The 19792-nt window shown below is 69.9% G+C and carries 20 protein-coding genes and 1 pseudogene; 9 read left to right on the top strand and 12 right to left on the bottom strand.

Annotated features, from left to right (window positions below; all coding sequences use genetic code 11):
- Positions 1–49: 49 nt before the first annotated feature.
- The 3 genes and pseudogenes from QNJ30_04230 to QNJ30_04240 form a co-directional block, all read right to left on the bottom strand.
- Entirely contained in the window at positions 50–676 is a 627-nt protein-coding gene (locus QNJ30_04230; protein ID MDJ0942643.1) for a hypothetical protein, read from the bottom strand.
- Between the two features lie 266 nt (positions 677–942).
- A pseudogene (locus QNJ30_04235) lies at positions 943–1200 on the bottom strand (NADH-quinone oxidoreductase subunit B).
- Between the two features lie 108 nt (positions 1201–1308).
- A complete protein-coding gene (locus tag QNJ30_04240) occupies positions 1309–2145 on the bottom strand; it encodes an isocitrate lyase/phosphoenolpyruvate mutase family protein (GenBank protein MDJ0942644.1) in 837 nt (278 codons plus the stop codon).
- A gap of 92 nt (positions 2146–2237) precedes the next feature.
- Here QNJ30_04240 and QNJ30_04245 point away from each other — a divergent pair, with 92 nt between their 5' ends.
- Positions 2238–2981 carry a helix-turn-helix domain-containing protein gene (locus QNJ30_04245; protein MDJ0942645.1) on the top strand — a complete coding sequence of 248 codons (744 nt, stop codon included), beginning with the start codon at positions 2238–2240 and terminating at the stop codon, positions 2979–2981.
- Here QNJ30_04245 and QNJ30_04250 read toward each other — a convergent pair.
- Together QNJ30_04250 and QNJ30_04255 are read right to left on the bottom strand one after the other, a co-directional pair.
- Complete coding sequence (locus QNJ30_04250; protein MDJ0942646.1) at positions 2942–3250, bottom strand: hypothetical protein; 309 nt, start codon at positions 3248–3250, stop codon at positions 2942–2944. The two genes, QNJ30_04245 and QNJ30_04250, sit on opposite strands and share 40 nt — an antisense overlap.
- Before the next feature lie 134 nt (positions 3251–3384).
- The gene (locus tag QNJ30_04255) at positions 3385–3912 is read right to left on the bottom strand and encodes a hypothetical protein (protein MDJ0942647.1); all 528 of its coding nucleotides are present in this window, start codon (positions 3910–3912) and stop codon (positions 3385–3387) included.
- Between the two features lie 125 nt (positions 3913–4037).
- Between QNJ30_04255 and QNJ30_04260 the strand changes: the two genes are divergently transcribed.
- From QNJ30_04260 to QNJ30_04270, 3 genes are all read left to right on the top strand, one after another.
- Positions 4038–4913: a LysR family transcriptional regulator gene (locus tag QNJ30_04260; protein ID MDJ0942648.1), complete on the top strand. Its 876-nt coding sequence runs from the start codon at positions 4038–4040 to the stop codon at positions 4911–4913.
- A 2-nt stretch (positions 4914–4915) separates the two neighbouring features.
- Positions 4916–5470: an RNA 2'-phosphotransferase gene (locus QNJ30_04265; protein ID MDJ0942649.1), complete on the top strand. Its 555-nt coding sequence runs from the start codon at positions 4916–4918 to the stop codon at positions 5468–5470.
- Between the two features lie 142 nt (positions 5471–5612).
- Positions 5613–6845, top strand: coding sequence for a crosslink repair DNA glycosylase YcaQ family protein (locus QNJ30_04270; GenBank protein MDJ0942650.1), 1233 nt, complete (start codon positions 5613–5615; stop codon positions 6843–6845).
- 27 nt (positions 6846–6872) lie between these two features.
- Here QNJ30_04270 and QNJ30_04275 read toward each other — a convergent pair whose 3' ends face one another.
- From QNJ30_04275 to QNJ30_04295, 5 genes are read right to left on the bottom strand one after another with little or no spacing between them, the layout of a single operon-like run.
- Positions 6873–7163, bottom strand: coding sequence for a DUF3303 family protein (locus tag QNJ30_04275; protein MDJ0942651.1), 291 nt, complete (start codon positions 7161–7163; stop codon positions 6873–6875).
- A 30-nt stretch (positions 7164–7193) separates the two neighbouring features.
- Positions 7194–9281 (bottom strand): hypothetical protein, encoded by a 2088-nt coding sequence (locus QNJ30_04280; protein MDJ0942652.1) that lies wholly within the window; start codon positions 9279–9281, stop codon positions 7194–7196.
- Positions 9278–12016 (bottom strand): DUF4159 domain-containing protein, encoded by a 2739-nt coding sequence (locus QNJ30_04285; GenBank protein ID MDJ0942653.1) that lies wholly within the window; start codon positions 12014–12016, stop codon positions 9278–9280. The genes QNJ30_04280 and QNJ30_04285 overlap by 4 nt, the downstream gene beginning before the upstream one ends.
- Before the next feature lie 4 nt (positions 12017–12020).
- Complete coding sequence (locus QNJ30_04290) at positions 12021–12902, bottom strand: DUF58 domain-containing protein (GenBank protein MDJ0942654.1); 882 nt, start codon at positions 12900–12902, stop codon at positions 12021–12023.
- 25 nt (positions 12903–12927) lie between these two features.
- Positions 12928–13944: a MoxR family ATPase gene (locus tag QNJ30_04295; GenBank protein ID MDJ0942655.1), complete on the bottom strand. Its 1017-nt coding sequence runs from the start codon at positions 13942–13944 to the stop codon at positions 12928–12930.
- A gap of 33 nt (positions 13945–13977) precedes the next feature.
- Here QNJ30_04295 and QNJ30_04300 point away from each other — a divergent pair, with 33 nt between their 5' ends.
- The 4 genes from QNJ30_04300 to QNJ30_04315 are packed head-to-tail and all read left to right on the top strand — an operon-like array spanning position 13978 to position 16780.
- Positions 13978–14553 (top strand): DUF1285 domain-containing protein, encoded by a 576-nt coding sequence (locus QNJ30_04300; protein ID MDJ0942656.1) that lies wholly within the window; start codon positions 13978–13980, stop codon positions 14551–14553.
- A complete protein-coding gene (locus QNJ30_04305; protein MDJ0942657.1) occupies positions 14505–15188 on the top strand; it encodes a CoA pyrophosphatase in 684 nt (227 codons plus the stop codon). Before QNJ30_04300 ends, QNJ30_04305 begins: the two co-directional genes overlap by 49 nt.
- Positions 15185–15469 carry a hypothetical protein gene (locus tag QNJ30_04310; GenBank protein MDJ0942658.1) on the top strand — a complete coding sequence of 95 codons (285 nt, stop codon included), beginning with the start codon at positions 15185–15187 and terminating at the stop codon, positions 15467–15469. Before QNJ30_04305 ends, QNJ30_04310 begins: the two co-directional genes overlap by 4 nt.
- 18 nt (positions 15470–15487) lie before the next feature.
- Complete coding sequence (locus QNJ30_04315) at positions 15488–16780, top strand: CCA tRNA nucleotidyltransferase (protein MDJ0942659.1); 1293 nt, start codon at positions 15488–15490, stop codon at positions 16778–16780.
- A 240-nt stretch (positions 16781–17020) separates the two neighbouring features.
- On the opposite strand, the gene QNJ30_04320 is transcribed toward QNJ30_04315, so the two are convergent.
- A complete protein-coding gene (locus QNJ30_04320) occupies positions 17021–18667 on the bottom strand; it encodes a polyphosphate kinase (protein ID MDJ0942660.1) in 1647 nt (548 codons plus the stop codon).
- 198 nt (positions 18668–18865) lie between these two features.
- Between QNJ30_04320 and QNJ30_04325 the strand changes: the two genes are divergently transcribed.
- The gene (locus tag QNJ30_04325) at positions 18866–19216 is read left to right on the top strand and encodes a RidA family protein (protein ID MDJ0942661.1); all 351 of its coding nucleotides are present in this window, start codon (positions 18866–18868) and stop codon (positions 19214–19216) included.
- A 262-nt stretch (positions 19217–19478) separates the two neighbouring features.
- Here the strand turns inward: QNJ30_04325 and QNJ30_04330 are convergent, their stop codons facing one another.
- Positions 19479–19775 carry a cupin domain-containing protein gene (locus QNJ30_04330; GenBank protein MDJ0942662.1) on the bottom strand — a complete coding sequence of 99 codons (297 nt, stop codon included), beginning with the start codon at positions 19773–19775 and terminating at the stop codon, positions 19479–19481.
- Between the last annotated feature and the right edge of the window lie 17 nt (positions 19776–19792).

Genomic DNA, 19792 nt, shown 5'->3' on the forward strand with positions numbered 1-19792 from the left:
CGATTCAGACATGAGGTCGACTCGACCTCATATCATCGTGCGCCAGCGTTCAGAAGCCGATGACCCGCCTGCGCTTTTGCGCCGGGTTCGGACGGTCGAGGTCCGAATAGGTCCCGGTCCGCTTGCGCTTGATCTCGATGCCCTCCTGCGGCAGTTCGACGCCCGGCGGCAGCTCGTCAGGGTTCTTCCAGGCGCCGAAAGGCAGCGGACCGACTTCTCCGCTGCGCGCGACCACGCGGGTGGAGTTCCAGCCGTGCTGGATGTAGACGTCGACGCCGGGGGCGAGGACCTCCTCGTCCTCCTCCTGGAACTGGACGACGGTGACGGTGCGGCCGTCCTCCAGCGCGATCAGGTACTCGATGCCGTCGCCGCCGTTGATGGCCTCTTCGACGATGAAGCCGATGGCGGCACCGACCACGCCGCCGAGCAGGGAGCCGGCAGGCCCCAGCTGCCCGCCGAGCGCCAGGCCACCGCTGAAGCCGCCGGCAAGACCGCCGACGGTGTAGCCGATGCCGCTGTTGCGTTCCTGGATGTCGACCGGTCGCGTGGTCACCACCCGCCCCGCAGTCACCTCGTAGAGGGTGCTGGACTCGGCGGTATAGTACTCCTCCTGCGGCGGCGTACTACAGGCCGCGGCCGATAGGACGACAAGCGCAACGACGCCGGCTCGGCGCAAAGTCCCTTCCCTTCCTGACGCCTTCCTCAATTCCGTGCCCTGATGCTAACACGCAGTCTACGCCGAAATTCCAGCGACCGCGCGTGGCAAGACGGTGGCAGGGAACGCTGGCTGACTCAACCCGCCGGGATTAGCAGGGTATGGACATTTGTTTCTACCGCAGCTCCAGTGGTCCTGGATCATTATCCGAAGGATCGAAGCACCCTGGGTCACTTGCGTGAGAGGCTGTCCTCGCGTTCGGTCTTCGTCTTCGGCTGGAGGAGTCCTTAGGGCAGGGCCTCGGCCGCGGGCGGGCAGCCGGGCACATGGACGTCGATCGGGGTGATCCGGTCGCAGCCGCGCACCATCGAGTCGTGGTCGTAGCCGCCGCCGTTGGCGCAGGAGCCCTTGGCGATCACCCGGAGCGGTTCCGCCGACTGGTCGCAGAGGCGGCGCAGGGCCGGTGCGATCTCGTTGGTCAAGGTGCCGCCGACGATCATTACGTCGGCCTGCCGCGGGCTGGACCGGGGCACCGTGCCAAGGCGGCGACGCGGGCCACGGCGTTGGGCCCGGGCGGCAGGCCGACCGCGGTCCAGATCACGACGAAGGTCAGTCAGGTCTCAAGGCTCATGGGTCCTGCCCTCCACTTCGGCTCAGGCTCGGGAGAAGAACTCGATCAGTTCGTCGTCGGCGATCGCCCCCGCGGCGAAACCGAAGGTTCCCCGGTCGCGCATCTCCTCCGCGGCACGGCGCAGCGCGCCCTGGGCCGTGCGCATCAGGCAGCCGCCGACGCTCACCCGCCTGACCCCGACGGCGGCCAAACGGGCCAGGGACAGCGGCGCGCCGGCCAGGCCCATGACGACGTTGAGCGGGCCCGTCACTTCGCGCGCCAGGACGGCGATGGAATCCAGGTCCTTGACCCCCGGCGCGTAGAGGCAATGGGCGCCGGCCTCGCGGAAGAGGTTGAGGCGGCGGACCGATTCGGCCAGGGGGTCTGGATGGCCGAGCAAGAAGGCCTCGCAGCGCGCGGTCAGAGTGTAGGCGAAGCCTGTGCCCGCAGCGGCCTCGGCGGCGGCGGCGATGCGCTCGGCGGCTAGGCCGGCGTCGAGCAGCCGGGGCTCGGGCTCGTAGGCGACGTCCTCGATGCTGCCGCCGACCGCGCCGGCCTCGGCCGAGAGGCGGATGGTCTCGGCCGCCGCCTCGGGCGCCCGGCCGTAGCCGGCCTCGAGGTCGGCGCTGACCGGCAGGTCGACGGCTGCCGCGATGGCGGCGATGGCGGCGAGGTTCTCCTCGCGGCTCAGCGCGCTGCTGGCGTCGGGTCGGCCCAGGGCGTAGGCGATGCCCGCGCTGGTGCTGGCCAGGGCCGGGAAGCCGGCGGCGGCCAGCAGCTTGGCGCTGCCCGCGTCCCAGGCGTTGGGCAGGATGAAGGCCTCCGGTGTCTCGTGGAGCCTGCGGAAGGTCTCGGCCTTGGCGGCCTGGGTGATGGTCACGTCCCTGTCTCCGTCGTTGCATCGTCTGTTACCACAGTGTCCGCCGGCCCCGGCGCCTTGTCATGCGGAAACGATTCGTTTATCATCGAAATATGATTGCAGAGCCTTCCACCGCCATCGCCGCCGCGCTGATCGGCGTGCCGGCGCGGGCCAACATCCTGGGCGCCCTGATGGACGGCCGCGCCCTGACGGCCAGCGAGCTGGCCTATCACGCCGGGGTCTCGCCCCAGACCACCTCCAGCCACCTGGCCAAGCTGGCCGACGCCAAGCTGGTGGTCGTCGAGAAGCAGGGCCGGCACCGATACTACCGCCTGGCCGGCGCCGCCGTGGCCGAGGCCCTGGAGCTGCTGGCCCTGATCGTGCCGCAGCAGCCGGTGCCGCCACGGCGCCGCTCACGGGAGGTGGAGGAGACCCGGGCGGCGCGCTTCTGCTACGACCATCTGGCGGGCGCCCTGGGCACCGGTCTGACCGAGGCCATGCAGGCCAGGGGCGTCCTCGTGCTCGCCGAGCAGGATTTCGAGGTCAGCGCGGCGGGCGAGGCCTTCTTCCGCGAACTTGGGATCGAGCCCGAGAGCCTCCGGCGGCTGCGCCGGACCTTTGCCCGGCAGTGCCTGGACTGGAGCGAGCGCCGCCCGCATCTGGCGGGCTCGCTGGGCGCCGGCTTCGCCCAGGTCGCGCTGAAGCGGCGCTGGATCCGCCGCGCCAAGGAGGGCCGCCGGGTCTTCGTGACCCCGGCCGGGCAAGCCGCCTTCCGCGACCTGCTTGGCTTCGACTTCGCGGCCCGGGCGGCGGGCCTTCACCCGGTCCAGAAAACCGAGTCCGGCGTGCAGACGTAGGTCCGGTAGAAGGAAACGTAGAACAGCAGCAGGCCGACCGCGGCGGCCAGGCTGGCGAGGAATTGCAGCGCCCGGCGCGAGACCTTCGGCTTCAGCCGTTCGAAGGCCGGGCCGGCCAGCCCGCTGCGCCGCAGCGCCCGGCGGTCGCCCGGTATGCTCAGCAGACGCAGCACCGTCCAGTAGCAGAGGATCATGGCCACGGCCCAGGAGCCCAGGAACAAGACCTTCCAGAGCGCGGTGTTGCATTGGTCGAGATAAAAGACGAACACGGGCGTCCTGCCTCCCCCTGTCCAGGGATTGTGTCCGGAGGCTTCATTATTCTCGCAAATCCCCTCTGAGCCCAAGGCCGGAGCGTGACCGCTCCGCACCGAATCGGTGTGAAGATTGAATCACTTGCGGATGTTCAGTGGTGGTCGCGCGCCAGCTGCTCGAGCACGGTCTCCGTCGCCTCGCGCCAGTCGGTGGTCGGGTTGACCCAGTCCGGGATCTCGTCGAGATCTGGCTGCTCGCCGAAGAGGTAGAGGTTCGGCACGAGGTCGCGCAGATGCTCCAGGACGTCCAGACGGTCGTCGATGAAATGCGTGAGCCTGAGCTGCCGGCAGTGCAGGGCCTTCTGCGAGCGCTGCAGGCAGAAGCGGAGATGGGACCGCGGCAGCCCCGTCTCATCGTAGAAGTCCCAGTGCCTCAGCCATTGCTTGGTCTTATGCTGCACCTTGGGACCGGCTTTGGAGATCAGCCAGGCTCGTCCGGCAAAGGCCGACACAAGGCTCCGCACACCGTCGAAGGCGCCCGGGCTGGGCGGCGTCGCCAGAGCCTTTTCCAGACCGCCACTCAGGAAAGAGGTGTCGGCCCTGCCGCCCACGACCGGCGCCATGATCACCCGGCCGATGTCGATGCCGATTCCCGGCTCACTTTTTCGCTGCTTGTTCATGGCCGCAGGGTTTAAGGCCGTCGGGGATATACTAGAACTATTAAATATATATGTACTATAATATGTGATTATATCTCTACTCTTGAAGCTCGGGAGACGGGATCGGCGGCATGCGATCGGACTGGTTGCAGGCCTTCCTCGCGTTCAGCGAGAGCATGAACTTCACCCGTGCGGCGGAGGGGCTGCACATCTCGCAGCCGGCGCTGCATGTGAAGATCTCCAAGCTGGCCGACTGGCTCGGCCAGCCGCTCTATCGAAAGCTCGGCCGCAACTTGGTTCTCACGCCGGCCGGCGAAAGGGTCGCGGCCTACGCGCGCGAAGAGCGCGAGCGTTCCCTCGCCTTCGTAGAAGAGCTGAAAACGGGGGTCTCGAGGGCGCCGGTGGTGCTTTGCGCCGGGACAGGCGCCTACCTTTACCTCCTGGGTCCGGCGATCTCTGAGTTCTCGGGGCAGGCGCCCTGGCCGCTCAAGCTGATCACCGGCGACCGGGACCGCACGGTTCAGCTCCTGCAAACCGGCGAGGTCCATCTGGGCGTGACCACGCTCGATGCAGTGCCCGACGGGATCGCGGCGGAGGAGCTTGTCGCTGTGGAGCAGGTTCTTGTGCTCCCCCGTGACCACCGCCTCGCCGGTAAGCAAAGTCTGCGGCTCTCCGATCTGAAGGGTGAAGCGCTGGTCGTGCCGCCGCAGGGCCGGCCCCACCGCGTGATGCTCAACCAGATGCTGGCGGACACCGAGGTGTCTTGGCGGGTCGCGGTCGAGGCGGGGGGCTGGGAGCTGATGCTGCATTTTGTCGGCCTGGGCATCGGTCTCGCGATCGTCAACGGCTGCTGCCGCCTTCCGCCCGGGCTGGTTGCAAGGCCCTTGGACGAACTCCCGAGGGTTCGCTATCAGGTGCTGCAGCGGGCCGGCAGCCAGCCCCATGAGGGAGTGGCCGAACTGAAACGGCGTTTGCTAACCAACAGCGACGCCTGGCGTCGGGGCGTCGAAGCGAGGCCTTGATTTTGTCCCAGCGTTCCCAACGCTTGAGCCGTCTGGTCGCGCATGCCCTGCGGCATAGACCGGACCTCTATGGCTTGGAGCTGGACAGGAATGGCTGGATCGAGCTGGAAACCTTGGCACGGGCGCTGGCTGGTAGTCGCCCGGAGTGGCGCGATCTCGCCGCCGCGGAGATCCGGGCCATGGTCGCTGCGGCGACTAAGCAGCGCTACGAAATCAGGGGCGAGCGCATCCGCGCGCGCTATGGACATTCGCTTCCAGAGAAGATTGAAGGAAACCCCGTCGTTCCGCCGGCGCTGCTCTACCACGGCACGACCCCCGAAGCGCTGCCCAGGATTCGCACGCAAGGCCTGAAGCCGATGCGGCGCCATTACGTACACCTCTCTCCGGACCCTGAGACGGCGACCCTCGTCGCCGAACGCCGCAGCAAGACCCCGGTGATCATCGAGGTTCGGGCCAGGGACGCGCACGCCGAAGGCCTGGCCTTCTATCGCGGCAACGACCAGGTCTGGCTCTCCGACCCGATCCCGGCCAGCTATCTGCGCCTGCCGAAGGAATAGCGACCGTGCTGAGTCACGCTTCTTGGCGTCCGCTGACAGCCATCTGTCAGGAGTTATCGGCCGCGGCGGGTACGAGGGCTGGCCGCGAAGTCCTCGGGCGATCTATCCTCGCCGCTTTCACGGCCGATGACTCCGGAGCCTCATGCCGACCTCCTCCGCTGCGCTTCCCGTCATCTCCAACCCTGCGGCGCGGCGTCTGTGGCTGGAGGGCCAGGGCCTCGCGGCGGATCCGATGCGCAAGCTGGATCGTGCGGGGCTGCTGCGGCTGGTCGAGGACCTGGGCTATGTCCAGGTCGACAGCATCAACACGGTCGAGCGCGCCCACCACCACATCCTCTTCAGCCGCAACCAGACCTACCGCCAGCCGCTCCTGGCCCGCCTGCTGGAGCGCGAAGCGGCACTCTTCGAGAACTGGACCCACGACGCCGCGGTCATTCCCAGCCGCTTCTATCCCTTCTGGCGGCCGCGCTTCGAGCGCGAGCGGGCGCGGCTCGCCGAGCGCTGGCAGAAGGTCCGCCGCGCCGGCTTCGAGGGCTGTTTCGAGCGGGTCCTGACGCGCATCGCCCGCGAAGGTCCGCTGATGGCCCGCGACTTCGGCGCGGACGGCCGGAAGAACAGCGGCGGCTGGTGGGACTGGCATCCGGAGAAGACCGCCCTGGAATACCTCTGGCGCACCGGCGCCCTGGCCGTCGCCCGGCGCGAGGCCTTCCAGAAAGTCTACGACCTGCCGGAAAGGGTGATCCCGCGGCAGCACCTGGCGGCGCGGCCCGACCAGGAGGCCTTCGTCGACTGGAAGTGCCGCAGCGCGCTGGAGCGCCTGCGCTTCGCGACCTGGGGCGAGCTGGCGGCCTTCTGGGGCAGCCTCAGCCCCGCCGAGGCCAAGGCCTGGTGCCTGCGGGAACTGGGCCGCTCGATCGTCCAGGTGGCGGTCGAGCCGGCCGGGGGCGGCACGCCGCGGCCGGCCTTCGTGCCGGTCGCGGTTCTCGACCGGCTTGGGGACCTGCCGGAGCCGCCGCCGCGGGTCCGCGCGCTCAACCCCTTCGATCCGGTGATCCGCGACCGGGCGCGCCTGGAGCGGCTCTTCGGCTTTCACTACCGGATCGAGGTCTTCGTGCCGGCCGCGAAACGGCGCTACGGCTACTACGTCTTTCCGTTGCTCGAGGGCGCGCGTTTCATCGGCCGGCTCGACATGAAGCACGACCGCCAGGCCGACGGCGCCCTGCGGGTCACCCGCCTCTGGCTGGAGCCCGGACTCAAGATGACCCGGGGACGCGCCGACCGCTTGGTCGCGGAGCTCAGGCGCATCCAGCGCTTCGTCGGTGCCGAAAGCCTCGATGTCGACCCGGCGCGCTGGCTCGCCTCGACCACGCCGTGATGCGGGAGGCGGCCCGGCGGCGGGCGCTCAGGCGCCCTCCTCGTTGTCCAGCAGGGGCAGCAGCCAGTCGCTGGTCTCCTTGCTGGGGACCACCGGGACGATCTCGAAGTCGATCAGCTCGCCCCAACTCGCGACCCACTGCTGGAGCAGGCACGCGTCCTCGCACTCCATGAGCTGGAAGCAGCGGTCGAAGTTCGCCTCGATCCAGCTGCCGACGTAGGTCAGGCCCTCGGGGGCCATGCGGCCCTGCTCGCGAAACCGGCGGTAGACCGCCCTGGCATCCCGTCCGCGAAACCGCTCGATCACCATGAAGAGCATGACGTGGTCCCCCGGCCCTGCACCGGCCGGCTACTTGCCCTCGCGCAGCCAGGCGAAGCCGAGGGTGGCGAGGGCCAGGAGGAGAAACAGCAGGGGCGAGATCAGGGGGACCTGGTCGACGCCCGTGACGACGTAGCTCTTGCTGCCCTGCAGGCCGATCCAGCCGCGCCCGTGGCGGTCGCGTCCCGACTTGACCTTGCGCAGCTCCGGCAGGCCGTCCTCGGCGATGTTCACGACGGTCCCGCCGCTCTCCTCGGCCAGCGGGGCGAGAATCTCGCCGGTCGCGCGCAGGTCGGCGAACTCCAGCGGGTTGACCGCGCCAGAGGCCGCCAGTGCCGTGTGCTGCCCGTCGGAGACGCGATAGAGGCCGAGCTCCTCGGCCGGCGCGCTGGCGGTCGCCCGGCCGTCGTCGCCCGGCTCCAGCAGCAGCTCGCCGGTCTCGCCCGAGGGCGCGGTGATCTCGACGGAGACGGGCTCGGTCGAGAGCGAGCGGCGCTCGATCAGCAGGCGGCCGTCGGTGATGCTGGCGCGCAGGTCCTCCTCTTCGAGGTCGGGCTCCTTCATCAGCCAGTGCGCGGTGCGGCGCATCAGCTCGGCCTGCGGCCCGCCGCCCTCGAAGCCTCGCGCCCAGAGCCAGATGTGGTCGCTCATCAGCTGGCCGACGCGGCCTTCGCCGAAGCGGTCGAGGATCAGCAGCGGCCGGTCGCCGACGCCTGACATGGCGACCACGCCGCGCTGCGGCGTCACCTCGATCTGGCGGAACCAGCGGCCCCAGCGCGGCTCCTCGCCGGCAACCGGGTCGCCGGCGCCCGGCAGGTCCGCTGTGACCGGATGTCGCAGACCGATGTCTGTGACCCGCGGCGTGAATCCCTGCTCGATGTTCTGCCCGGTCGGCACGCCCGGCAGGATGCGGCCCAAGGGCGTGCGGAACAACGACAGCGGTGTCGAGAAGGTCGGGCCGACGGCTTCCAGCAGGGCGCCGCCGCCTTCCACGTACTGGGCGATGTTGTCCAGGTAGATCCGCGGCAACACCCCGCGCCGGCGGTAGCGGTCGAAGACGATCAGGTCGAACTCGTCCAGCTTGACCGAGAACAGCTCACGGGTCGGGAAGGCGATCAGCGACAGCTCGCGGATCGGTGTCCCGTCCTGCTTTTCCGGCGGCCGCAGGATGGTGAAGTGCACGAGGTCGACCGAGGGGTCGGACTTGAGCAGGCTGCGCCAGGCGCGCTCGCCGGCGTGCGGCTCGCCGGAGACCAGCAGCACCCGCAGGCGCTCGCGCACGCCGTTGACCACCACGGCGGCACGGTTGTTGAGCAGGGACAGTTCCTGCGGACCGGCCTCGACCTCGAGCTCCAGGACCGAGGGGCCGCGGCGGTCGAGCTCGAAGCTGACTTCCTGCTCTTCGCCGACCGGGACCATGAGCTCCTGGGCCGGACCGCCGTCGCGGCGCAGGGTCAGGCGGGCCAGACGCGGCGCGCCGCCGCCCGGTAGATCCTCGACCTTCAGGGTCATGGTCAGCTGGCGCCCGACGATCCCGTAGCTGGGTACGCTGTCGAGCACCAGGCGGCGGTCGCCTTCCTCGGCCTCGCCGCTGCGCAGCAGGTGTAGGGGCGCGTCGATCCCGAGCGCCGCCAGGGACTCCGGGGCGTCGTGGATACGGCCGTCGCCGACCACGATGACGCCCGAGACCTGGCCCCGGGGCACGTTGGCCAGCTCGCGCTCCAGGGTCGCGAAGAGCCGCGTGCCGTCCTCCAGCTGACCGGCCGCGCCCTGGCCGCTGCGCACGACCCTGACCTGGGTCTCGCCCAGCGCCTCCAGGCGCTCCTCGATGTGGGCGACGGCCTCCGCGGTCTGCTCGGGCCGCCGGCCGACGGTCTGGCTGGCGCTCTCGTCGACCACGACCAGCGCGATGTCCTCCAGGGGCTGGCGCACTTCGTTGACCAGGCTGGGATTGGCCAGGGCGAGCAGCAGCACGGTCAGGAAGGCGGCGCGCAGCAGGGCGCCCTTAGCGCCGCGCAGCAAGGCCAGGGCGACCACCACGGCGGCGGCAGCGGCCAGAGCCGCGATGACCGGCCAGGGCAGGGCCGGCGCCCAGATGATCGAGAGGCCGCTGGTCATTGTCCCAGGCGCTCCAGGATATAGGGCACGTGAACCTGGTCGGTCTTGTAGTTGCCGGTCAGGGCGTACATGACCAGGTTGACGCCGAAGCGGAAGGCCATCTCGCGCTGCCGCTCGCCCCCGGGTACCGCGGGAAACAGCGGCCGGCCCTGCTCGTCGATCGCCCAGGCCCCGGCCCAGTCGTTGGCGCCGATGATCACCGAGGAGACGCCGTCGTTGACCCGGCCCTCGGCGGACTCGATCCACAGGGTGCCGCCGGCGAAGCGGCCCGGGAAGTCCTGCATCAGGTAGAAGGCCTTGGTCAGGACGTGGTCGGGCGAAACCGGGATCAATGCCGGGACCTGGATGTCACGGGTCAGCGTCTGCAGCGCCGTGGCGGGCCGGCCGAGTCCCTGCGTCGCGGCCTCGGGCCGCCGCAAGTCGAAGAGGATGGTGCCGCCGTTCTTGAGGAAGGCGTTGACGGCCGCCGCCGCGGCGCCGTCGAGGGCGCGCTGCTCGCGGGTCACAGGCCAGTAGAGCAGCGGGAAGAAGGCCAGCTCGTCGCGGCCCAGGCGCACGCCGACGGGCTCCGCCGCCTCGACCGCGGTGCGCCGGTTGAGCACCCGCGAAAGACCGATCAGGCCGGCGTGGCTAACCTCGTCGATCGCAGGGACGCCGGTGCGCACGTAGGCCAGGCGCGTGTCGGTGGTCGCCTTCAGGGCGAAGGCGTCGTCGCTACCCTGGGCCTGCGTGGGCGGGGCCGCGAGGGTGCTGGCGGCGGCCGCCACGACCAGGACCGCGGCGCTGCGGCCGAGCCGGGCCGGGATCAGGAGGCCGCGCAGAGCCAGGGCGATGATCATGTCGAGCAACGCCAGGGCGAGGGCGGCGGCCAGAAGCCAGGGCAGCAGCACGGTCTCGCTGCGGCCGGCGAAGGACTGCACGGCCTGGCCGTCTATACTCGGGCCAAGGCCGGCCAAGGGTCCGACCTGATCGGCCAGGTTATAGGCGCGGCGCAGGCTGTCGCGGCCGTAGATGCCCGGCGGATGGCGGGCGTCGATGCGGCCGGCCTCGAGAGTCTCGGCGTCCAGCGCGACCGCCGTCGCCGGCGGCCTGCCGAGCAGACCGAAGCCATCGAGCGCCTCCAGGGGCGGCAAAGCCTCCTCAGCGCTGACGCCGGCGACGCCCTGGCTGACCGCGACGATCTTGCGCAGCATCTCGATGAAGAGGCCGGAGAGCGCCAGGTTGGACCAGTCGGTGTTGGCGCTGGTGTGGATCAGGATCAGCCAGCCCTCGCCGCGCCGCTCGGCGGTGACCAGCGGCGTGCCGTCCTCGAGCCGGGCCCAGGTCTTCTCGGGCAGGTCAAGGGCCGGCTCGGCCAGGACCTGACGCTCGACCACCACGTCCGCGGGCAGCTCGAGCCCGGCGAAGGGGCTGCCGCGGTGGAAGGGCGCCAGCCGTGCCGGGCGGCTCCAGGTCATGGCCCCGCTCAGGGTGCGGTCGCCCAGGCGCAGGCGCACCGGCAGCAGGGTTCCGTCGCCCTGCTGGGCCAGCCGTGGACCGGCGAAGCGCAGCAGGGTGCCGCCCTGCTCGATCCAGATCGACAGCGCCTCGGCTTCCTCGGCCGGCAGCCGTCCGGCGTCCGCCAGGGTCAGGACCGCGACGCCTCGGCGCAGAAGCTCGCCGACGCTGCCCTTCTGGACCTCGGTATAGGGCGCCAGGGCACGCTCCAGGTAATAGATCTCGCCGAGCAGCGGTCGGACGGCCTCCGGGCCGGCGGCGACCAAGCCGACCGGGCGCCGGCGCCAACGCTCGTCGACCAGGAAGACCGCGGCCGCCGTCTCCTCGGCCTCGATCTTGATGCGGGCGATCTCGTTGCGCAGCTCGGTCGGCAACTCGAAGCGGACGCGCGCGCTTGCTTCGCCCGGCGCGAAGCGGGCTTCGGCGCGGCCCAGCAGGCGGCCGTCCTCGGCCAGGGCGCGGACCACCGCCAGATCTTCGCCCTCGGTCGCCGCCCGCTCGACCTCGACACTGACGCTGCCGGCGTCGAGCTGCGGGGTGCCGAGGCGCCGGGCCAGGCCCAACGGCTCGTCCTGATAGACACGGACCGGGCCGATGGCGCGCAGCCGGCCCATGAAGGCGCGCAGATCGGCGTCGCTCTCGCCGTGGTTCAGGCCGTCCGAGAGCCAGACCACGGGGGCGGAGGCTTCGAAGGTCAGGGCGTCGAGGGCGGCCAGCGCGGCGCTGCGATCGATCGGCCAGGGCTGCGGCGCGAGGCCCTGCAACAGGCGCCTGGCCGCCGCCGGGTTCAGCGCTTCACTGACGGCAACCTGCGAGTCCGGCCCTTTGGGCGCGGTGGTCAGCACGACCAGCGAGCGGCCGTCGCGCTCGGCCTGGTCGATCAGGCCGTTGATGGTATCGCGCCGCTGCGGCCAGTTCCGCGCCGCCGCCCAGCCGTCGTCGATGATCAGCACCAGGGGGCCGGTGCCGGCGAGCGGCCGGTTTGGGTTCAGCAGGGGCTGCGCCAGGCCGAGGATGATCAGGGCGGCGATCAGCAGGCGCAGGGCGACCAGCCAGGGCGGCGTCCGGGCCGGGGTCTCCTCCGGCGGCCGAAGGCCGGTCAGCAGGCGCAGGGCCGGGAAGGCTATGCGTCGCGGCGACGGCGGCGTGAGGCGCAGCAGCCACCAGAGCAGGGGCAGGGCACCCAGGGCCACGAGCAGCCAGGGCTGGGCGAAGGCCAGAGGGCCGAGTTCCAGCATCGCCCTAGAGCGCCTTGTTTGCGGTCAGGGCCGCATAGAGTGTGAGCAGCACGGCCTGGGCGGAGGCGTCGCTGCGGTGGCGGGTGTAGGTCCAGCCGATGCTGCGGGCGATGGCATCGAGGCCGTCGAACTGCCGCTGCAGCCGGTTCTGGTAGTCGCCGCGCACGCTTTCGGTCCGCGACAGCAGCCAGGGGTCCTCGCCCTCCAGTCCTTGGAACAGCACGCGACCCTCGTAGGGCAGGGACTCCTCGGCCGGGTCGAGGATCTGGATCAGGTGGCCCCGGACGCCGCTTTCGGCCAGGCGCCGGACGCTGCGGTCGATATCGCCGAGCGGGGCCAGGAAGTCGCTGAGCATCACCACCTGGGCGAAGCGGGGCAGGGTCTGGTTCGGCGGCAGGCTGCTGTCCTTGGTCTCCAGGTGCTCGAGCTGCAGGGCCATCCGGGTCACGGTGCCGCGGCCGGTGGTCGGCGGCAGGCCCGAGCCGAGCAGGGCAACCCGCTCGCCGCCGCGGACCAGCAGCACGACCAGGGCCAGCGCCAGCAACTCCGCGCGCCGGCGCTTCGAGCCGTGGTCGTCGCCGGAGGTCCAGTCCATGGAGGCGGAGGTGTCGCACCACAGCCAGACCGACTGCGCCGCCTCCCACTCCAGCTCGCGCACGAAGACCTGATCGGACTTGGCCGACTGCCGCCAGTCGATGAGCTGCGGCTGGTCGCCCGGCTCGTAATGGCGGAACTGCCAGAAGGTCTCACCCTGGCCAACCCGGCGCCGGCCGTGGACGCCCTGGGCCACGGTGGCGGCGACCCGCTCGGCCTCGACCAGCAGCGGCGGCAGATTCGCCGCCAGGGCTTCGGCCCGCTGTCGTCGGCGGAGTGCGCGCTGGAGCATCAGGCTCGCCGTGGGCTGTTCGGGCTCACCGGTGCGGAGCCGCGAGCCGGAGGATCACGTCGTCCACCGAGACCCCGTCGGCGCGGGCCGCGAAGTTCAGCGCCATGCGATGGCGCAGCACCGCAGGCGCCAGGGCCAGGACGTCGTCGACCGAGGGCGCCAGGCGTCCCTCGAGCACCGCCCGCGCGCGGACCGCCAGCATCAGGGACTGGCTGACCCGGGGACCCGGCCCCCAGGAGACCTGCTTGACGACCTCGGGGATGTCTGAGGTCTCGGGACGGCCCGAGCGGACCAGGGCCAGGATCGTCTCGACGACGCTTTCGCCGACCGGGACCCGGCGCACCAGGTGCTGGGCGGCGATCAGCTCCTCGCCGGTCATCACCGCCTCTGCCTCGGACCGCTCGGGTCCGGTGGTCGCGATCAGCATCTGCCGCTCGGCGTCGATATCCGGATGGCCGACCTCGATCTGCATGAAGAAGCGGTCCAGCTGGGCTTCCGGCAGGGGATAGGTGCCTTCCTGCTCCAGCGGGTTCTGGGTCGCCAGGACGTGGAAGGGCGACGGCAGGTCGTGCGGCGAGCCGGCGACCGTGACCTTGTGCTCCTGCATCGCCTGCAGCAGGGCCGACTGGGTCCGCGGGCTGGCGCGGTTGATCTCGTCGGCCATCAGCAGCTGGCAGAACACCGGGCCGGGTATGAAGCGGAAGGCCCGCTGGCCGCCTTCGCGCTCTTCCAGGACCTCGGCGCCGAGGATGTCGGCGGGCATGAGGTCGGGCGTGCACTGCACCCGCTTGTCCTCCAGGCCCAGGACCGTGCCCAGGGTCTCGACCAGGCGGGTCTTGGCCAGGCCCGGCACGCCGATCAGGAGCGCATGGCCGCCGGCCAGGAGGGTGATTAGGGTTTGATCGATGACCTGCTCTTGGCCGAAAATCACCCGGCCGATGCTTCTGCGGACCAGCTGCATGCGCTCGCCGAGGGCTTCGATCTCTTCGGCGAGCTTCTGGCCGGCGGCTTCGGATGTCGGCGCGGTCTTGGTCGCGTTCACACGGGTCTCCTCTGGTCGACGGGAGTGCGGACGATGCCGGACCCGGTTTCAAAACCCGGCAAGCTGCCTGAAAACATAGACACTCCGGAGGGTTCTGGCCAGCCGGGAGGGCCGAGAAACCCCGGGCCACCGCGCGTCTACGGCCTGCGCATCGCGCGCGACGGAACCTGGTATCACCAAGGTTCGCCGATCCAGCGTAAGCCCTTGGTCAAGCTGTTTTCCACGGTTTTGAGGCGAGAAGATGACGGCAGCTTTTGGCTGGTCACCCCGGCCGAGCGCGGCCCGATTCAGGTCGACGACGCCCCCTTTACCGCTGTTGAACTCTACGTGACCGGCAGCGGAAGAGATCAGGAACTGCGGTTCCGGACCAACCTCGACCACTGGGTGACCGCGGGGCCGGAACATCCGATTCGGGTGGAAACCCGACCTGACAGCGGCGAGCCCAGCCCCTATATCTTGATACGGGACCGCCTTGAAGCGCTGATCCTGCGCCCGGTCTTCTATGAACTCGTCGACCGCGCGGAAACGAAAAAGCAAGACGGCAAAGACATCTTGGGCCTATGGAGCCAGAACGCTTTCTTTCCTTTGGGCGACCTGCCGCCGGATTGACCGCCGAAGCGATCGCCCGACGCCTCGCCGCCCAGCCGGCGCCAGGACGCCGCCGCTCGCCTCCGGGCCCGGACGGGTCGACGGCCTTGCCGCGCGGCGATCACGATCTCAACCCGGACTTCTTCGACCCGAAACAGGCGCTGACCCCGGCGGCGGTGCTGGTCCCGATCGTCGCCCACGACGGCGATTTGACCGTGCTTCTGACCCAGCGGACCGACCACTTGCACGACCACGCCGGACAGATCAGCTTTCCCGGCGGCCGCATCGATCCCGGGGACGCCGACGCCGAGGCCGCCGCCCTGCGGGAGGCGGGCGAGGAGGTCGGCCTCCATCCCGGCCTCGTGCGCGTGATCGGGCGGATCGACACCTACGTGACCCGGACCGGTTTCGAGGTGACTCCGGTTGTCGGCCTGGTGCCGCCGCCTTTGGACCTGACCCTGGACAGCTTCGAAGTCGCCGATGCCTTCGAGGTGCCCTTGGCCTTCTTCTTGCAATCGAGCAACCGACAACGTCACAGCCGGGTCTATCAGGGCCGCGAACGGCACTTTTTCGCCTATCCCTACGGAGAGCGCTTCATCTGGGGCGCGACCGCGGGGATGCTGTCCAACCTGGCCGAGGTCCTGGGCGCGACATGATCCAGCGGCTCCTCACCGTCGTCGTGCCGCTGGTCCTGCCCTTCGTGATCTACGGCCTCTACCTGTACGTCGCGAAGCAGACCGGGCGCGACCTGCGCCGCGACGACAGAAAGCTGAGGCCGGTGGTCTGGCTGTTCGGCTCGGGCCTGGCGCTGATGGTGGTCTCGCTGCTGGTTTTCCGCTTCTATATCGATCCCGAGATTCTCAGCCGACCCGACAGGCCCGGTCTTGAACCCCGTCCGCCCACCGCCTTCCCCTCCGACTACGGCTCGAATCGCTGAACCCGACGCGAGGCCGCGATGACGCCGGCCCAGCTGCCGCCTCAGCCCTGGATGTCCGACCCCGCCGCACGGGCGGTAATCGCGGCACTGGAGGCAGAGGGCACCGAGGTCCGCTTCGTCGGCGGCTGCGTGCGCAACGCCCTGCTCGGCATACCGGTCGCCGACGTCGACATCGCCACCCCGGACCCGCCGGAGGCGGTGGTCCGCCTGCTCGAGGCCGCCGGCCTCAAGGCGGTGCCGACCGGCATCGACCACGGCACCGTGACCGCGGTCGCCGACCACAAGCCCTTCGAGGTCACGACTCTGCGGGTCGACGTCGAGACCTATGGCCGTCATGCCCGGGTCGCCTTCACCGACGATTGGCAGGCCGATGCCGCGCGCCGCGACCTGACCATCAACGCGCTGTCCTGTCGGCCCGGCGGGCAGCTTTTCGACTATTTCGGCGGGCTCGACGACCTGCGCGCCGGCCGCATACGCTTCGTCGGCGACGCCCGGGCCCGGATCGAGGAGGACTACCTCCGCCTGCTGCGCTTCTTCCGCTTCCAGGCGCTCTACGGCAAGGTTCCGGCCGACCCGGCGATCCTGGACATCGCCGAGGCCCTGGCGCCGGAGCTCCGGCGGCTTTCCGGCGAGCGGGTCCGCGACGAGCTGCTGAAGACCCTGCGTGCCGGGGACCCCGTGCCGGTCCTGGAAATCATGATTGCCCGCAAGGTCCTGGACGCGGTCCTGCCGGAGGAGCTCGGGACGGCGGTCCTGACGGCCCTGATCGCGGTCGAGCCGGCGACCGCCGAGGACGAAGGTCCGCCGGACGCGATCCGGCGCCTGGCCGCGCTGTTGCGGCCCGAGCGCAGCGCGGCCCTGGCGGTCGCCGAACGGCTCCGGCTGTCCAACGTCGAGCGCGACCGCCTGGTCCTGCTGGCCGAGGGCGAGGACTACCTCAAGGTCGACGCGGCGGTTTTCGATCACGGCATCGACGATGGCGGCCGGGCCTTGCGTCGCCTGCTCTATCGCCTGGGCCCGGAGAATCTCCGCGACGTCGTCCTGCTCGACTACTCGCGCCGCCGCGCGGCCGGCAAGGCGCCCGCGCCCGCGACCTTGGAACGCGCGCTATTCGAGGCCCGGGCCTGGCAGGCGCCGCGGTTTCCGCTCAAGGGCCGCGACCTCCTGGCGCTCGGCATCCCGCACGGCCCCGAGGTCGGCGAACTCCTGGACCGGGTCGAGGCCTGGTGGATCGAGGAGGACTTCCGGCCTGCACGGGCGGCCTGCCTGCGGAAGGCCAGGGCGCTGCGAGGCCAGAGTGAGAGGAGTTAAGGTCCATTGGGCTTCAAATCATCCCGCTCCATTCCGGGAGTTCAGAGCACGACAGCATGACGTCGAATCGACCTGATGCCATCGTGCTCTCGCGCCGTTAGGAAAATGCCTGGACCAGAGCTGCCAGAATGACCAGCAGCATCCCGAAAAGAGCCAGCGGGAAGAGCGCTTCGACGAACTCGACGGCTCGGCGCACGGCCCTGCGTCTTGCGTCGTCGGCAGGCCTGAACACTGCGCCGTCTACTCGGCCGCCGGCCGCGCCTTGGCGGTCGGTGGCCTGGCCGGTGCGGGAGTACGGGCCGATGCTCGCTGGCCTCGTGTGGGCGCGTCGAGCGCGGCCGCGAGGCGCTTGCAGAAGATCTCCACCACCTTGACGCGGGCAAAGAGCTTGTCGTTGCCCTCGACCAGGTGCCAGGGCGCGGCGCTGGTCGAGGTGTACTGGACCATGTCGTTCACCGCCGCTTCGTAGAGCTCCCACTTGGCGCGGTTGCGCCAATCCTCCTCGGTCAGCTTCCAGCGCTTGTGCGGGGTCTTCTCGCGCAGCTTGAAGCGGGCCAACTGCTCTTTTCTGGTGATGTGCATCCAGTACTTGATCAGAACGATTCCGTGCTCGATCAGCTGGCTCTCGAAGTCATTGATCTCGGCGTAGGCGCGGCGCCACTCATCTTCCGTGGCAAAGCCCTCGATCCGCTCGACCAGCACCCGGCCGTACCATGAGCGGTCGAAGATCGTGACCCGTCCGGCCGGCGACAGGTGCCGCCAGAAACGCCAGAGGTAGTGCTGTGCCAGCTCCTCCTCGGTCGGCGCCGCGATGCCGTGGACCTGGTAGTTGCGCGGCTCCAGCCCCTCCTGGATGCGGCGGATCGCGCCGCCCTTGCCGGCGGCGTCCATCCCCTCGAAGACCAGGATGCTTGAGACCCCTTGTTCCTTGGCCCGAATGTGCAACCGATGCAGCTGCGCCTGAAGCTCGGGCAGCGTCTGCTGATAGGTCGCCTTGTCCAGCTTCCGGGTCATATCGAGGCCGCTCAGGACCGTGATCGATTCGGCCGGTCCGGGCCGCCGCGCCTCGGCCTTCGGGGCCTGGCCCAGATTGCCGTTCTTCCCATTCTTCTTCTTGTTCTTCCCAGTCTTCTTCTTGCTCTTCGCCGGCTTCGCGGGCAACGCCTGTTGCGCGCTTTCCGACAGCCGCTGCGCCAAGGCATCGCGCAGGATCGTCGCTACGGTCAGGCCGCGGTAAAAGGGATCGGCCCCCTCCACGATGGACCAAGGCGCCATGCCCCGGTTGGTCCGGGTGATCAGCGGTTCGGCCGCCGCGATGAACTTCGGATAGTTGCGCCAGTTCTCCCAGTCGCAAGGCGTGACACGGGCCTTGGTCAGGGGGTCGTGCTCCAGGCTCTTCAGCCGGGCCTCCTGGGCGCTCGCGCTGAGGTGCATCCAGAACTTCAGAATCAGGGCGCCGTTCCGAGCGAGCGCATGCTCGAAGGCGATGATGCGGTCGAGGCGCCGGACGAAGGCGGCATCGTCGATGCCGTTGTAGACCCGGTCCAGCAGGGTCGCGTGGTACCAGGCGCTGAGAAACATGCCGATCCGTCCGGCCGGCGGCAGGTCGCGCCAGTAGCGCCAGAACTCCGGGCGTTCGCGCTCGGCGTCCCTCGGCTCGTCGTAGGCCCGCGTCATCAGCCAGCGCGGGTCCATCCATTCGTTTAGCAGGCCGACCGTCTCGCCCTTGCCGCCGCCATCGACGCCGGAGAACAGCAGGATGACCTGGAAGTCCCGGCCGCGGCGCAGGCGCTCCTGGAGCTCCAGCAGCTCTTCGCGCAACGGCGGCGCCAGGCGCTTGAAGTCACGCTTCGCGACCTTGCGGCCAAGCTCGGCCGTCTCGAACATTCCGCCACCTCCCAGGGATTCGGCGATGAGGCCGATCGGCCTCTGAAGGTGAACGCCCAATCCCAATTTCTTTTGTGCAAATGTAGCACCCTCGGGGTGGCTATGGCAGGGCCTTTGCGCCGGAAGTGGTTTCCAGCAGGCCGGATCTGACCTAGCTTCTGCGGTCTCAGAGCGAGCGCCGACGCAAGGGAGGAACGCATGGCGATCAAGCGCATCGAGGTGGGCGACCGCATGAGCCAAGCCGTCGTCCACGGCGAGGTGGTCTACACGGCCGGCCAGGTGGCTCAGAACGCGCCGGGTGCCTCGGTCGCCGAGCAGACCCGGGACATCCTGGCCAGCATCGACCGCCTGCTGGCCGCGGCCGGAACCGACAAGTCGAAGCTGCTGACCGCCAACATCTGGCTGTCCGACATCGCGACCTTCAACGAGATGAACGAGGTCTGGGATGCCTGGGTCTCGCCGGGCAACACGCCTTGCCGGGCCTGTGTCGAGAGCCGCCTCGCCAGCCCGAAGTACACCGTCGAGATCATGGTGACGGCGGCGCTCTAAGCAATCGGGACTCCGCCTTTCGCCGATCCCTCGAGGACGCCTGTCTCCGTGGCCGACCTGAGCCCCGAGACCGAGGCCTTCCGCTCCGCCTCCCTGGAATCGCCGGACGCGCCGGCGGGCGCGGCCCGGCGCCGCCGGTGCTGGCATCACTACGCCGCGGTCTGTGCCAGCTTCGGCCGGGAGCCGTCAGAGGACATGCCGCTCGACTGCGAGCGGATCCGAGTCATCTATCCGAGGACAGCCGCGCGGCAGCCCGGAGGCGTCAGCCGGCCTTCTCCAGTAGCTCGACCTCGACGAAGGCAAAGTCGAAGCCGTTGTCGTTGATCACGTTGTGCTCGACCCCGGCCGGCCGGTTGTAGGCGACGCCGGCGGTCAGCTCCGCGCTGACCAGGCCGGCACCGGTGTCGATGGTCAGGACCCCCGTGGTCATGGGCACGACGACGTAGGCATAGCCGTGACGGTGCCAGCCCGTCTCGGCCCCGGGCGCAAAGCGCCACCGGGTGACCCGGACCACGCCGTCGTCGATCTGCAGCTCCGGAACCGCGGCCGGGCGGGTCATGGGCGCCTCCACCACAC

The sequence above is a fragment of the Kiloniellales bacterium genome, assembly GCA_030066685.1.
Taxonomy (GTDB): Bacteria; Pseudomonadota; Alphaproteobacteria; order Kiloniellales; family JAKSBE01; genus JAKSBE01.